16 protein-coding genes are annotated in these 14,007 nt (G+C 42.6%); 15 read left to right on the top strand and 1 reads right to left on the bottom strand.

The window, feature by feature from the left end:
* Positions 1 to 196 precede the first annotated feature (196 nt).
* The 5 genes from ACI48K_RS13905 to ACI48K_RS13885 all read left to right on the top strand — a co-directional run bounded on the left by ACI48K_RS13905 (position 197) and on the right by ACI48K_RS13885 (position 5,640).
* Entirely contained in the window at positions 197 to 1,249 is a 1,053-nt protein-coding gene (locus ACI48K_RS13905) for a reverse transcriptase family protein (protein WP_475028199.1), read from the top strand.
* 315 nt (positions 1,250 to 1,564) lie between these two features.
* Positions 1,565 to 1,786 (top strand): hypothetical protein, encoded by a 222-nt coding sequence (locus ACI48K_RS13900; RefSeq protein WP_475028198.1) that lies wholly within the window; start codon positions 1,565 to 1,567, stop codon positions 1,784 to 1,786.
* Positions 1,787 to 1,869: 83 nt separating this feature from the next.
* Entirely contained in the window at positions 1,870 to 2,052 is a 183-nt protein-coding gene (locus tag ACI48K_RS13895) for a type II toxin-antitoxin system RelE family toxin (protein WP_475028348.1), read from the top strand.
* Between the two features lie 231 nt (positions 2,053 to 2,283).
* The gene (locus ACI48K_RS13890; protein WP_475028197.1) at positions 2,284 to 3,150 is read left to right on the top strand and encodes a stalk domain-containing protein; all 867 of its coding nucleotides are present in this window, start codon (positions 2,284 to 2,286) and stop codon (positions 3,148 to 3,150) included.
* 93 nt (positions 3,151 to 3,243) lie between these two features.
* Positions 3,244 to 5,640 (top strand): CARDB domain-containing protein, encoded by a 2,397-nt coding sequence (locus ACI48K_RS13885; protein WP_475028196.1) that lies wholly within the window; start codon positions 3,244 to 3,246, stop codon positions 5,638 to 5,640.
* A 200-nt stretch (positions 5,641 to 5,840) separates the two neighbouring features.
* On the opposite strand, the gene ACI48K_RS13880 is transcribed toward ACI48K_RS13885, so the two are convergent.
* The gene (locus ACI48K_RS13880) at positions 5,841 to 5,930 is read right to left on the bottom strand and encodes a putative holin-like toxin (RefSeq protein WP_475028195.1); all 90 of its coding nucleotides are present in this window, start codon (positions 5,928 to 5,930) and stop codon (positions 5,841 to 5,843) included.
* A gap of 148 nt (positions 5,931 to 6,078) precedes the next feature.
* Here ACI48K_RS13880 and ACI48K_RS13875 point away from each other — a divergent pair, with 148 nt between their 5' ends.
* The 10 genes from ACI48K_RS13875 (at position 6,079) to ACI48K_RS13830 (ending at position 13,991) form a co-directional block, all read left to right on the top strand.
* Entirely contained in the window at positions 6,079 to 6,504 is a 426-nt protein-coding gene (locus ACI48K_RS13875; RefSeq protein WP_475028194.1) for a prepilin peptidase, read from the top strand.
* A 390-nt stretch (positions 6,505 to 6,894) separates the two neighbouring features.
* The gene (locus tag ACI48K_RS13870; RefSeq protein WP_475028193.1) at positions 6,895 to 7,359 is read left to right on the top strand and encodes a hypothetical protein; all 465 of its coding nucleotides are present in this window, start codon (positions 6,895 to 6,897) and stop codon (positions 7,357 to 7,359) included.
* Positions 7,360 to 7,371: 12 nt separating this feature from the next.
* Positions 7,372 to 7,542, top strand: coding sequence for a hypothetical protein (locus ACI48K_RS13865; protein WP_475028192.1), 171 nt, complete (start codon positions 7,372 to 7,374; stop codon positions 7,540 to 7,542).
* Between the two features lie 178 nt (positions 7,543 to 7,720).
* Entirely contained in the window at positions 7,721 to 8,290 is a 570-nt protein-coding gene (locus ACI48K_RS13860; protein WP_475028191.1) for a hypothetical protein, read from the top strand.
* Between the two features lie 74 nt (positions 8,291 to 8,364).
* Positions 8,365 to 8,724 (top strand): hypothetical protein, encoded by a 360-nt coding sequence (locus ACI48K_RS13855; RefSeq protein WP_475028190.1) that lies wholly within the window; start codon positions 8,365 to 8,367, stop codon positions 8,722 to 8,724.
* The gene (locus tag ACI48K_RS13850) at positions 8,721 to 9,974 is read left to right on the top strand and encodes an FtsZ/tubulin family protein (protein WP_475028189.1); all 1,254 of its coding nucleotides are present in this window, start codon (positions 8,721 to 8,723) and stop codon (positions 9,972 to 9,974) included. The genes ACI48K_RS13855 and ACI48K_RS13850 overlap by 4 nt, the downstream gene beginning before the upstream one ends.
* A gap of 105 nt (positions 9,975 to 10,079) precedes the next feature.
* On the top strand, positions 10,080 to 10,676 hold the full coding sequence (locus ACI48K_RS13845; protein ID WP_475028188.1) for a hypothetical protein: 597 nt from the start codon (positions 10,080 to 10,082) through the stop codon (positions 10,674 to 10,676).
* A 266-nt stretch (positions 10,677 to 10,942) separates the two neighbouring features.
* The gene (locus ACI48K_RS13840; RefSeq protein WP_475028187.1) at positions 10,943 to 11,953 is read left to right on the top strand and encodes a hypothetical protein; all 1,011 of its coding nucleotides are present in this window, start codon (positions 10,943 to 10,945) and stop codon (positions 11,951 to 11,953) included.
* A gap of 32 nt (positions 11,954 to 11,985) precedes the next feature.
* Positions 11,986 to 12,471 carry a hypothetical protein gene (locus ACI48K_RS13835; protein WP_475028186.1) on the top strand — a complete coding sequence of 162 codons (486 nt, stop codon included), beginning with the start codon at positions 11,986 to 11,988 and terminating at the stop codon, positions 12,469 to 12,471.
* Positions 12,472 to 12,476: 5 nt separating this feature from the next.
* On the top strand, positions 12,477 to 13,991 hold the full coding sequence (locus ACI48K_RS13830; RefSeq protein WP_475028185.1) for a type IV secretory system conjugative DNA transfer family protein: 1,515 nt from the start codon (positions 12,477 to 12,479) through the stop codon (positions 13,989 to 13,991).
* Positions 13,992 to 14,007 lie beyond the last annotated feature (16 nt).

Below are 14,007 nucleotides of genomic sequence, written 5' to 3'. Positions count from 1 at the left end.
AACTCCGAAAACCGACGGAGTCAATTTTCAAAGTTATCAACACACCTCGGCTATCGCCTCGGCGGATCAAAACGGCCATAAAGTACAAAGAAAGCAACTCGATGAAGGAAGTACTTTATGCCCCTTTTGATGAGCTAGATACAAAGCCTGATAGTAATTACTTCACCTAAATCATTAAATAAAATTGGATGATGTTATGAACTGGGAAGAATACTCAAAAAAATTTCTTTTACTTGGATTGCTTGACAAAAAAGATAGAAGTTATATTCGTGCTTGTCTGGACTATGCTAAAAGATTATTCTTGAATAATGCACCTGTAATATTTGACCAAGAACACTTCTCAATGTTGGTCGGAATTAAACTAACTTATATAAATAAAGTGTCAAATTCACAAAGATTATTTTATAGAAGCTTTAAAATACCTAAAAAGAATGGTGCTTTAAGAGAAATAGATGAACCCCTACCTAATTTGAAAATGATTCAGAAATGGATATTAGACGAAATATTATATAAGTTCGAGACTAGCAGTTTTTCAAAGGCTTATAAAAAGAATCAGTCTATTAGGGATAATGCTCGCTTTCATAAGGGTCAACAAAAGGTTTTAACTGTTGATATTAAAAATTATTTTGGAACAATTACAAAAAAACAAGTATATATTTTCTTTTTTAAAGTAGGTTATAGTTCTTCAGTCAGTCTTATGCTTGCAAATCTTTGTACTTTTAAAGGAGTATTACCACAAGGAGCTCCAACAAGTCCAGCTTTATCAAATTTAATCACGAAAAATATGGATAAGAGAATATCATCATTTGCTGTTAAGAATAGTCTAAGGTATACAAGATATGCTGATGATATTACTATATCTGGAGATTTTGAAGAAGGACACATTATTAAAGTTCTAAAAAAGATCATTACTTCTGAAGGGTTTCAAATTAATGAAACTAAAACCCGTACTAGACTTTCTTCTCAACAGCAGGAAGTGACAGGAATTGTAGTAAATGAGAAATTACAAGCACCAAGGAACTATAGAAAAAATTTTAGGCAGGATGTATATTATATTAGAAAATATGGATTGGACTCACATTGCGAAAAATTAAATATAACTAATAAGCTTAAATACTTGTACCAATTGCTTGGACAAGGAAATTTTATTTTATTTATTAATAATAAAGATTTTCAAACAAAGAATGATATTGAATATTTAAAAACCCTTTTACCTCTTGTAAAAACAATTAATTACGATATTCAGTAGTAAAATATTTGAACTGGATAAGAGGCGAATATATGTTCTTGCTTATCGTTCTGAAAAGGTATATAATAGAATAAATTCAATAGCGAAGCTATAAATTAAAATATGGGATTTAATTCCAATTAATTCATCCCCTGAAAAGGGGTTGTTTTTTTGTTAGGTTAGGAACTAGCATGTAAGCTTGGAACAGTAGCTTTATTGCCCCACCTCTTAGGTGACAGGCTGTCGCAATCCATGTGGGGTGCGTGGATTGAACTAATGAATAGTGATACAATAAAGGATAACAAGTAACGTATTAAATGTATTGGAGGAATTGTTATGGCGGCTCGTAAAGAGGATTTGTACAAATTAATTGATCACCTAAATGAGCATGATCAAAACACAGCATATGATTTCCTTCGATATCTAATTGACCGTTCTGAGAAAAATAAGGGCTGGGATGAGATTAGCCAGCTGGAACCAGACAATGAACAGCTTAGTGATGATGAACTCAGACAATTAAAGGCTTCGACTGAGTTTGTTTCGGGGGGAGGAAGCTAAGCGTGAGTTCGGGCTACAAGTTGATTTACCATAAAGAAGCGGTCAAATATTTAAGTAAGCACGAGACGGCGGTACAGTAGCGCATTGCCCAAAGTTTAGCCGGGTTGCTTTTATCTCCTCCAGTTGGTGATATTAGATCAATGAAAGGGTATGATGGCTTGTATAGACTACGAGTCGGAAGTGACCGGATCTTATTTGAAGTAAATAATCAAGAAAAGGTCATTTATATAAGAGCAATAGGATCGCGCGGCGATATTTATAGATGAAACTCTTCCTTTAACTCCACTGACTTCGGTTGGTGGAGTTTTTCGCATTTTATAGAGGCAAAATAATAAGGGAGGAAAGAAATGATTGAAAGCAATGATTGAAAGCAATTGAGCGAGAATAGCTGTTGGATTATAATGGAACCTATGTTGTGTGTCGGAATTTGAAGATTTTAAAATCAAAGGGGGGGATGCGCATACCCCTGATAATTACGAAAAAGGAGTTGTATAGATATGTTGAAAAAAGTAGCACTTATTTTGATGTCTACCGTTATATTATTGGGAATGGCCATAGGATCAGCTTCGGCGGCTCAAACAATTCATGTTCAAGTCGACGGTAAAAATGTAAGCTTCCCAGATGCCAAACCTTATACTGAAAGTGATAGGGTACTGGTCCCGGTTCGCTTCGTGAGTGAATCGCTGGGTGCGAAGGTGGACTACAAGAAAGAGACTGTCGGTAACAAAGTAACTCGTACTGTGTACGTTACCTTGGGCAACAAAAACATCAGTTTGGGGGTCAACAGTAACAAGGTGCTAGTAGATGGCAGCATCGTGACGCTTGATGTACCAGCCAGGGTAAAGCAAGAGCGTGTATTTGTACCGTTAAGATTCGTTTCTCAGGCACTGGGTGCTACGGTTGACTGGAAGCCTCAACAAAATCTTGTGAGTATTTCAACTGGTAAAGTTGTAACTAACCCGGATCCGGTTCCAAGTGACGACAACATGTACAGTACGGATTTTGAATGGAAAGACGGTTATACAGATTTGGCTAAGCAACTGTTTGTCGATAATATGAAAGTTACAAACGGTAAATTGACATTTACACTTCCAAAGGGTGTTGAAGCTGATTATAGAGGGGAAGCACTCGTTCCTGGTAAGACCTATACTTATTCCATTGGCAAAGGTAGCGGGTTTATTTCTTTTGCGAAGGTGTATCCAGGACGAGATGAGCAGGAAGGGTACAGCGTAGCGTTGGATAACAGTTTCAATGAAGACTTAGCCGCGCTTTTTGGAGGTATAAATGATGCGATTGTAGTTAATTCCAGTGGGCATTCTGCCTCTCCGTTAACTGATGTAATTCTATCTGCTAAAAACCTGTAACCGAATATAACATCTGTTTGAGCTAAATTTCTTAGGGGTCTGCGAGTAACTCGCAGGCTCTTTTTATTTTTTTATTTAGTGGGAGGAAAGGGTATGAAGAAAAAAGTAAGTATGGTTTTTTTAATTCTGGTTGTGTTAGTAGTGTCCGTGGCTTCAGCGGCGGGAACACCGATGCTGCAAAAGTATATGAAAAAAGTTGATCCGTCAGATAACTCGTGGGTATACGGAAAAACTGGAGTTCATTTTGAGGGTTACATTCCAGCATTGGGAAGTAAAGTAACGAACAATCCATGGAAACTATACCAGTGGCAAGGAGTCTTCACATTTGCAGATAATCAGCGGCAAGCTATCGACAATTACGATGTGTTTGCAGTTAAAGAAAAACCCGGAGATCCGGAATTTTCTGATCAAAACGGCTTTGGGCTTACGTATAGGAGCAAAGAAGCTGTAGGTGATTTATTTGAAGCCGTGTGGTCAAATCATATGAATGGTGTATCTCAACAACAGAAACAGTATTTTCGAGATACTTTTACTGAACGTGGTATAGATTATGGTAAGGGTCATGAATATTACTACATCGTACAGGATTTTTATGAGTTCCTCCGCACCTCCGGCGTCGTAAGCCGTATGGGCGTTCAGTTCGACCGTACTCAAAAAGTAGACGGCGAAGGCCGTGCCTACTTTAATGTCACTGCATGGCCCACATTGAAAGTCACACAAGGCGAGGAACTGACAGTGAGCTTTACAACTGCTGGCGTTGAAAATGGTGAGCGTCAGGTAGATGTCTATGCGCTACCTAAAGATGCATTCCCTGATATGAGTAAACGAGTGAAGCTGACCTCTATCATCACGACTAATGCAGAGTACAGCAATACCGTTAAGATCGAAAGCAAGGAGTTGTCTCGTGTACTAGGCAAAGACGTGGATATCATCGTTGACGATGGCTACGGACGTACTCAGATCGAGAGCGTGACCTTGGCAGATGATCTCAATATGGATTATGTGCCGACCAAACTGACGTTAACCGAAGCAGGTCAGCTGTGGGTGAAGTTCCGCTATGATGGAGACGAAGACATTATTTCAGGAGATTACGCAAGTGAGCGTGGAATGCCAATGACAGCTAAAGTAACTATCGGCGGCTCGGTTTCAACCAACTTCGATTTGTCGTCCATGGACAAGGAACTACCAGAGCAGTTTGTTATAGGTAAAGAGTACACCTATATGCTTGGGAAGATTGAGATCAGCGATGATCCAGGTACGTATTACATCAAGGCAGATGTTACGATCAACAATCCGAACCATCCTGACCGTGCGCTAGAATCACCAACTGAGGCATACCACAATAACGATATTCATGGTGGCTGGACGATTACCAGGGAAGGGGCGCAGAACGACCTGATAGCCCAATCCATTACCGCCAGCCCATCGGCGTTGACTGTGGGCCAATCGTCTACGGTTACAGCAAAGGTGAAGAACATAGGGGCCGCAGATGTTTCCAATGTCCTGATTCGATTTATGCAGGATGGAAAGAAAACCATCTATGAAACCAGAAAGGACATGCCAGCCAATACACCTATTTCCGTAGGCGGTTTCAAGTGGACCGGTGACGTTGGCATTCATACCTTGAGCGTCCATGTTGACCCTGAACAGGAGAAACTGGATAAGGACCGATCTAACAACGTGGCTACAACGGGATGCTCCGTAACCAGCAATGGGGGAGATGCGTATTGCGATACCACCAAACCTCAAGCCAGTTGGGATGTTTCTTATCCTTTGATTACTGGATACCACACAAAGACCCGAACCGTAACATGGACGGATAATGAAGGTAAGTCGCACAGCTCCACAGAATCGTACACGGATTACAGCGATCCCATTTGGGAAACGCGGGACGTCACTTATAATGAGAAACTGACTGTTTCAGCAGAGCTGAATACAAAGCAGGGGATTCCTACAGACCCGGATAACCCGAAGGATGAAGATCGGGAGAGTAGAGGATCGTGGGAGATTATCCCTTGGGCTGAGGAGAAGGGACTAAATCCGAATGAGGTCACTCGTGCCGGCTATGGCGTTGAAATCAAAGTGAAGACGAACTACACGACTGATTGGGAGACGAAGGTTCCAAAAGGACTGGAAGGCACAGCGCAGCCGCTAGGAGGTGAACTGAAAGGGCCGACAGAGGTCAGGGCATACATTTGGGATACCGACGGCGACTATGTGACCAGTATCGGTTTGGTGAAGACAAGTGGGGATGATAAGACAGCAACCTGGGAATTACCGAGGGAGCATTTTAAATCCAAGTTCCTTGATATCTATGAACGCAAATTCTATACGGATGTTCATGCTCCTGATGGTGAATACACCTTCAAAATTGTTGCTATGCATGCGGGGCAGAATGATTTGTCGTCCTGCTACATTAAAAAGATAACTATCTACGGCAGCATGTATGATGATTGGCAAACAAAGCTGGATACTTCTGAGTGGTATTAAGAATCTAAGACCCGTTGCATGCATGTTGCATATAATTATTTGCATGGTATTATTGCATCTATGTATTTTCAGTTTTATAATAAAGTTATTAATAAAGGGACGGCGGTAACCGTCCCCTGCAACAGCCGCTTTTAAGGGCGGTTCGGCATAGCAAAAGGATAATGACAAAAAGTAGACCATTTACCTTTGGCGAGGGCGGTCTACTTTTTGTTGTGGAAAGAAAGTATAAGTACAATAAGTGTCGCAAATGAAATCATTAGCGTCAACGATTGATATACTTCCACAGGCATCACCTCCCTTCCGGGAGATTAGCCGACCGCCTTTAAGCCTTTCTGTTGCAAGTTATATTATACCATGATTTGCTAGAAGCAGTCTCTTTGGGGGCTGCTTTTTTTGTACATAGAATAACAGTTCATTTACTTCGGGAGGGCGAAACAAATGGAGTTACGGTGGATTGATTTTCCATTGCTGCTCATATTGGGGGGCGCTACTTATACTGATTTAAAGAAGCGCATAATACCTGATTGGTTGGTGATAATTGGGCTAGGCTATATGCTTTTGATTAGACTTTTTATTACGGATCAAGGATATGGACACTATTTGATAGGGTCTATTGCAGCTTCAGGAGTATTGTACGTGGCAGCCTTATTGATTCCTGGCTCTGTCGGCGGTGGGGATATTAAGTTAATGGCAGTAGTTGGGATAGCTGTAGGATGGAGAGACTCCTTATTATTTCTTTGTCTGCTTCTTATTATTGCTGGTTTATTTGCCACGATCCTACTGGTCATTCGAAGAGACCGAAATTTGAGTATTCCCATGGCTCCATTCATCCTTGTAACAGAATTAATAATATTGTGTATGTAAGTATCAGAATGTATGTTTGCCTTTTGGTAAGGGAATGGTATAATATTCTTGTGAATCTCTTTACCTCTATACTCCCAAATGTTGCTGGAGACAAAGAGCACCTTATTGGTGAAGATTGCAAGCCCTCTCCTACAGGCTCTTGAGCTGAGGAAAAAGTAGGATAAAGAAGTGTCCCGAAATCTCCATGTGCCGAGAACAAGGGAAGAAGAGGACCGGAAGGCTCTGATAAGATTTTTATTAATCGTATCTAATGGAATTATTGATAATTAAAAGCCGATCATCACATGGATTCGTCTGTGTAGAGATCGGCTTTTTATATATAATTAAGAGAAAGGAGAAGGCATTAAAAATTGATTTTAGCTTTGGTTCATCAACTTGGAGGGATTTCTTTTGCTAGTTCATATCAAGACTAAAGAGTTATATCCGGTCAATTTCCTTCCACTTTATTTAAATGAAATGCAAGGAGATATGGCTGACTGGGAGGATGCCTTCGATTGGGGTATCTATTTTACCTACCGAAATATAGAACTGTATAAACTTGTGATCCAAGGTAATGATATCATTCAAGGGGCAATTGCCTTAGAACGAAGGGAAGATCATGTGTATGTTCACTTGATCGAAAGTGCACCTCATAATCGCTTTGATAAAGTATTTGATTTTGTAGGAGAGACTTTAGTTGCCTTTGCCTGTCAACGAAGTTTTGATCTTGGTTTTGAAGGCTTCGTAGCTTTTGACGCAAAGACACACCTGATTGCCTACTATGCTCGAAATATGTGTGCTACGCACATAGGCGGCGGTCGCATGATCATTAACGAGGCTGACGCCAGAAAGCTTATTATGTTATACTTAAAATAAGAGGTGATGACCATGGAAGGAATGAAATACCCAGAGGAAAGCATTGATGAAGCGGCACGTCGCTTAACCAACGGACATTATGTCGTTCCGTCTGTTCCTGGTGACGACCCAGAGCGTGACAGGATCATCAGTGAAGCGATTGCCAAAATGAAGGCTGAACGAACGACAAAGGCTCGTTCGTAGGAGCATTTTGTAAATAACTGATTCTTTTTAAAAGTCGATACACAGGGAACCTCCTGTAGTTATTGGCTTTTTTGCTATTTAATAAAACCTAATTTCGCCTCTCGCCCGGCGCTAAACGGCGGTGTTTATTTTCCGACACCGCCGTGAGGCGGTTCGGGATAAACGGGAAGGAGAATAAATGAGTTTGGCAGAATTAAATAATCGCAATGTTAATGAAGTCGTCCAAGAAGAAATGGAAATCCGTCGAATGAATGCGGAAGCTCGGTTGATTAATGCCCGAATTCGAGCGAAGTTAATTGAAGAAAAGGGGAAGGATTCAGGAAGATCTGACCTTCAGCCCCTAGGAAAGAGTAATTACATTCTCGAAAAATATCGTAAGCTCAGGGAACTGGAGAACTACGTCCAAGAGGAAAAAGGACGCCTGATTGAATTAATTGAGAACTCAGAGACAGGGCAAGATGTAAGAGATGTAAATCAGAAATCCCTAGACACTAGTGATCGATATTTAAAGAGGTTTTATTTCAGTTTCTTGCGGAAAAATATCGCTAAGGCTGGCTTGCTCCCTGAGCCTGAATGGTCAGAGGATTTTAAAGTTCTGCTTTGGTGGAATAAATTATTGCCCATGTTGGATAGGGAAACGGTTAAGGAATTGTACATGTTTTTTCAAGTAGACGATAGGGATCGTGAAGTCGAACAAGTCATGCGAAAAATGATTGTAGAACAATATCGACGTTTAGGCATTAAATGAATTAGATGTTTAGCCTCTGCCTTCGGGTAGGGGCTTTTTTGTTTTTTACCAAGAGTGAAAGGAGGGAAACGATTTTGATGAGCAGGGAAGCCATTTTGGAGGCACTATTAACGGCTACTGTTGAGAATGAAAATATGATGTGGGTGCTTGCAGCTCTAAGGATGGCCGATCGGCCAATTCAGAAGGAGCAATTACGTGATGTAACAAATGCCCTCTACAAGCAGATTCATTCTCATGCCGAACAAATGCCTATACGCTCACGCCATTTGCTGGATGAAGCAGCTGCCATGCTCGAAGGAGCTGCACTGGTACATGTAGCTGAGGTTGCCAAGTCCAAGCAATACACCTTATCTCGGTTAGGCAATGAATTGTTGAATTACAGACAGGAGCGATTGAAGCAGGAACAAAATGAGCGAAAGGAAGCGGCGCAATGAATATCAGTTTGAAGTACGGATTTTTGGGATTGGGGATGGGAGGAACCTCCATTGCTCATGCGTGTGCGGGGATGAGACTATCCGCTAAAAATGCACAACGGCCATATACTGCTGTTTTGATTAACAGCAATGAAATGGATCTCCTGAAGCTGCCGGATTACCCGAATATCAAGAAGATCACGCTGTCTGGTTATGAACGAGGAGTAGGCCGGGATATTCAACTTGGGCAAGAAGCATTCAATGTTCACAAGACCAGCATTGCAGAAACTATTCAAAGCTATTTTGGTGATCGTGACTACATTTTTATCTGCTGCGGTTTGGGTGGTGGCACCGGTACAGGAGCTGTGATTGAAGCGATTCGTATGCTGCATACGGTAGGCTTTGAGGGTCGTTTCAGCTTGCTACTCACCTTACCGCGCAAAAACGAGGGCCGGAAGGTGTTGGGCAACGCATTACAGCGTCTTCAGGTCATTAAGAGGGCGATGCAGGGTCTGGGTGCTATTGTGGTCGTGGATAACGAGAAGTTGTTCCAGACTGGCTTGAGTCAGGAGCGGAGTGTAGAGGACTTCATGAAATCAAGCAACCGGCATGTAGCCCGGCTGTTGCATGACCTGAACACTGTCACTGCCAGCTACAAACCATATGGAAGTTATCACTTTGACTCCTCGGAGTGGTTGAACATGCTCAAAACTGGTGGCTGCTTGCACATCGGTAAATGCGTGTTGCCAACTCAGTCGGTTGACCTGGCTTCTCCGGTAACATACATGGAAGCAATTAAACAAAGCGTGCTGAATGGAGAACTGTCAGCCGGTTACGATCTTCAGGATGCAACCAGCAGCGCCGTCAGCATCGTAGCTGACAGTACGGCGGCAAAGAGAGTATTCACTCATGCGTTTGTCGAAGGGATTCAATCATTCCTTCACAACTGTACACCGATCCTGGATGAAAATCCAGTGGCGACCTATGTCGGAGATCAGCCGGGACAAGTAGCGATTTATACTGTATTCGCGGGGCTCAATTTTCCGGACAGCGTGACAAAACTGATGGAAGAACTTGCGGAGCTGGAGAGAAAGGCTGAGGAACGTAATCAGAAGACGGATACTATTGCTGAAGCGTTGGCTGGGTTCAAATCTCAAGGGAAAAAAGCGGTGGTGGATTTGGAAGCCTTACTCTTGGAAGAAGAATCAGACTCAGCCCAAGAGAAGGTGATTTCCAAAGACCCGTTTGATTTTTTAAACCATTTGAAGTGATACGATTCAGCAAAGCCTATATGCTGCAAATAGAAATTGAGATTTTTGTTATTGTTCTGATAAGTGATGCACATAGAATTTATGGAGAAATGGGGAGTGAAGCAGATGTCAATTTGGGAAAAGCAAGCTCAAAAAGATGTTGAATCTTTAAGGGAATTGTATAAGCAAGCCGTTATCTTATCTTTGAGTCTTGGAAACGTAATTTCAGAACGAATGCCTTCCTTGCCAGAAAGCACATCGCCTGATCCGAAGGCTTACCCACCTTGTCAGCTCGAATGTTTTGAGTTGGGTGATTATTCCGTGTATCAGTTTAGTTACGAGGGGATGCTTCCACTCTATATAGAGGATAGGGAGTATCAGAAGAAACTTCGTGATTACTACAACACAGTAACGCTAGAAGCGTTCATGGGGAAATTTCGATATACTCAGCCAGAACCATTTGACCGAGCATTTGTTTATATGTGTCACTTTTTCAGCGATATGCGTATCCGAGATTTGGATAACCGAAATCGTAGCCACTTGATTAATGCTGTTCGCAGTACACGAATTATCGAAGATGATTGCTGGCAAAAAATATCAACAATGGAATCTGGAATTCATGATCTCATGAAAAAAGATCGTGTGTTCATCTATGTTACACACATCAAGAATACGTCAAATTTAATTAATTATGTAGAAAATGAGCTTGAAAAAATGGGCTAATATCGTGTGATTTACAACCCGATATAGGAAGGTCGCAAAATAACACGGTGATTTATCGTAGAAAAAGCCTGTAAACCTTGTGGTTACTGGACTTTTGATGGTTTGCCCGAAAATCTGAAAGGAAAAAGTCATGGAGGTCTACCGCACAACGAAGTTGTAAGGTGGGCCGGAATGACCGTCGCCAACGCTCAGCATGAATCCAAGCCAAACCAGTCTAAACAGCGCAAATCCGGCGAAGAAAATTTCCAGCAGAAAGGGGGTATAAGATGCCAAGAAGGCGAGAATGGACGGAGCGAGATGTGGATATTTTGCGCGAACTGTATCGAGTCAGGGAGATGACGAAGCAGCAGATCATACAGACGTTTTTTGAGGGAAATGAGAAGTATGGAAGCAGGCGGTTGTATATTCTGAGGGATGAAGGACTTGTAACATCAGAAGTACATGGAGGCAATGGGAAGACAGGAAAGCGAGTCCGAACGGCGTACTACCGATTGACAACACAAGGTTTGCAATTGCTGCGAACTAGGGGAGTCATAGGAGAGAGTAATTATCGAGCGCGGGACATGGAGCTTTCGGTACAGCAGCGGCAGTATATTATTGATGCGAACGAGCTTCATCTTCGTATGCCAAATGTGGCGTATATGGATTCGCGTGCAATCAAACGAAAATACAACTTAAATCGTGGTAATTTGACAGTCGGTGGTTTTAGTGATGGTCGGGGGGACTACATGATTTTCATCCTGAATGGAGATGCAAAGGAACAAACTTTGCAAAAAATTGTGATGGAGATTAGTGGAAAGGACAATGTTAGGGGCTATCTCGTATACTACAAGAGTCCGTCCGTTAAACACGCTTTTGAATCACTTTGTCATAAACAGGAACTGGTTACAGGCGGGGCTCCAGTGTATTTGCTGCCGTATGACGAGTATGGGGTACACCTGACTTACGACTACATTCTTTCAAATGAGTTTTTAAAGCTAAAGAAGTTATTTAAACCCTATGGCGAACTGACACCGGTTCCGGCACCGAGTAAATACGGTTTTGTATACGGTCTTCATCAAGAAGCAGGTAAGCGCGGGCCATATGTCATTGAATTGCTGACAGGCAATATCATGATTTTGAAGCGGTGTTTGATGACCTACAACATAACTGCAAGCCAAAGAGAGGGGCGAAGAGTCCTTCTTTTTTGTTATGAAGACGAAGTTGAACGATACCAGCAGGAGTTGTTAAGTGCGGCACATGTGGATATTGTGGGTATTTCGAAGGAATTAATTTGAATGCTTTTTTGAAGGAGGGATGTACTTAGATCATGATACGTTTCATCTGGCTCTTGCTCACTCTTAGCGGGTGGGCTTATTTGTATTGGCGTTTACCAGGTTGGGCCGGCTTCTGGGGTTGGCTCCCGGTGATTCTGTGTTTCATAGTCTACCTGTACGGCTGGGTGCTGGAGCATCGAAATAAGATTATTTATTTCTTTACGGGTCTATTGTGGACGGGTATGGCATTGAGTGGGAGATTGCATGCTTTTCTAATCGGCGAACCTGATTTTCCGTTGTCTGCTGCAGTCGGGTTTCACACTGCTCTTATTGCTGGACTTGTCTTCTCATCATTCGTCACCTTTGCCAATCATCGAATGCAGCATAATTTACTCAATCGGCGGGGCAATGTCAGCAAGCAGCAGCTCGTAGTCGTAAAGCCGACAGCTATAGACCGTTGGAAGAAGTTCAAACGCCTATTTATTCGTAGTAAAGAAATTGAACTGAATCTTGGCGAAGAAATCCCAATGAAGGAGTGAGGCTTATGATCCGCTGGAATGGGGATGATCTGTTTACGCACATGCTTGTTGTCGGCCCAACCCGCTGCGGGAAGACAGCAACCTTGCTGAAGCCAATCATTTATCAGTTACTGCTTATGAAGAAACGGGGTATTCCCCTGGGATTGTCTGTTGTTGAACCTAAGGGGGATATGGCCGCGATGGTTAATGAAATGTGCGGGGAAATGGACTTGCCCTGTGTCCATGTTGACCCCACGATTTCAAATAGCGCTCGTTTTCCTGTAATGAAGGGAGACGAGGACGACGTAGCTGAAGCGACAGTGACGGTACTCAAATCTATGTTTGGCAAACAGGAAGCTTTTTTCGCTACGGTACAAGAGTTGGCCGGACGGAATATCACGAAGCTCCTGAAACGTCTTTATCTGGATGATGTCAATTTGGGTGATGTTCTACGAACAATGCGGGATCAACGACTTTTGGAAGACAAGGTGCAGGAGCTACGCTTCAAGGAAGGTGAATCAGATTTGGTGCAGTTCTTTCAATCCGAACTGCTCGGAACGCAGAAAGAAAAGTACCAGCAGTTTGTTATTGGTCTTCGCGCACAGCTTGAGAACTTGACTTCTAATCGGCATCTGGAACCGATCTTAACAGGGCAATCCGATTTTGACATGGACAAGCACTTTGCATCCGGTGGCGTATTGGCCGTCAATACCGCAATGGGGAAGCTGCGGAAAGCTGGGGATGCTTTCGGACAGTTTGTCGTGATGCACTTACAGAGCGGCACTTTTCGCCGCCCAGGAACGGAGCGCACGCGCGTACCGCATATTATAATTGTGGACGAGTATTCCCGTTATATTAACCCGGATGTGGAGCTGTTTCTGTCTATTGCAGCTGAATATAAAACAGCAGGGATTTTTGCCATTCAATCACTTGGCCAGCTTGAAGTGGAATCCGGCAAAATCAACGCGAAGGCGATGAAGCAATCCATTCTAACAAGCTGCCGGAACAAAATTTCATTTGGCGGCTTGTCCTACCAAGATGCGTTGGAATTCAGCCGGGAGTTTGGCAAAAAGCAGATTATCAGCAGACAAAGCACATTTAAACAGCAGTTGCTTCTTCCTAATCTGCTACCGGAAAGTTATAGGGATACGGAAAAGGAAGAGGACCGCATCTTTTATACGCAGCTCATGGATGGCTTACCCAAGTTTCATTATGTGGCTAAGCTACTGGAAGATGGAACGCCGTTACCGCCGAAGATCGGCAAAGGTGCGTTTATTCCTCGTGACTGGAAAGAACTTCGAGAGTGGGAGCCAAAACGTTTATGGTGGAGAGGATTTCGATTCCCTTTTGAGAAAAGACATCAATCTCATGCCAGTGAAACGCTTAATCAGGAGCCGGCTTTCTCGTCCTTATCCCGCTTATCCTTTTCTTCGGAATCGATAAAGGATTCCGAAGTTTCTTTTTCACAGGCACAACCGGTTTATTTGGACGAACAAACCGAAGTTCAAAAACCGAATTTTGAAGACGATCCGTTTGAGTAATACCCTCACTGCTTTT

The sequence above is a fragment of the Paenibacillus terrisolis genome (assembly GCF_056171975.1).
This window is presented reverse-complemented; position numbering and strand designations above follow the sequence as displayed.

Coding starts and splice junctions, on each gene's coding strand:
- ACI48K_RS13905 (WP_475028199.1), top strand. CDS start 197: ATGAACTGGGAAGAATACTCAAAAAAATTTCTTTTACTTGGATTGCTT.
- ACI48K_RS13900 (WP_475028198.1), top strand. CDS start 1,565: ATGGCGGCTCGTAAAGAGGATTTGTACAAATTAATTGATCACCTAAAT.
- ACI48K_RS13890 (WP_475028197.1), top strand. CDS start 2,284: ATGTTGAAAAAAGTAGCACTTATTTTGATGTCTACCGTTATATTATTG.
- ACI48K_RS13885 (WP_475028196.1), top strand. CDS start 3,244: ATGAAGAAAAAAGTAAGTATGGTTTTTTTAATTCTGGTTGTGTTAGTA.
- ACI48K_RS13880 (WP_475028195.1), bottom strand. CDS start 5,930: ATGCCTGTGGAAGTATATCAATCGTTGACGCTAATGATTTCATTTGCG.
- ACI48K_RS13875 (WP_475028194.1), top strand. CDS start 6,079: ATGGAGTTACGGTGGATTGATTTTCCATTGCTGCTCATATTGGGGGGC.
- ACI48K_RS13865 (WP_475028192.1), top strand. CDS start 7,372: ATGGAAGGAATGAAATACCCAGAGGAAAGCATTGATGAAGCGGCACGT.
- ACI48K_RS13860 (WP_475028191.1), top strand. CDS start 7,721: ATGAGTTTGGCAGAATTAAATAATCGCAATGTTAATGAAGTCGTCCAA.
- ACI48K_RS13850 (WP_475028189.1), top strand. CDS start 8,721: ATGAATATCAGTTTGAAGTACGGATTTTTGGGATTGGGGATGGGAGGA.
- ACI48K_RS13845 (WP_475028188.1), top strand. CDS start 10,080: ATGTCAATTTGGGAAAAGCAAGCTCAAAAAGATGTTGAATCTTTAAGG.
- ACI48K_RS13840 (WP_475028187.1), top strand. CDS start 10,943: ATGCCAAGAAGGCGAGAATGGACGGAGCGAGATGTGGATATTTTGCGC.
- ACI48K_RS13835 (WP_475028186.1), top strand. CDS start 11,986: ATGATACGTTTCATCTGGCTCTTGCTCACTCTTAGCGGGTGGGCTTAT.
- ACI48K_RS13830 (WP_475028185.1), top strand. CDS start 12,477: ATGATCCGCTGGAATGGGGATGATCTGTTTACGCACATGCTTGTTGTC.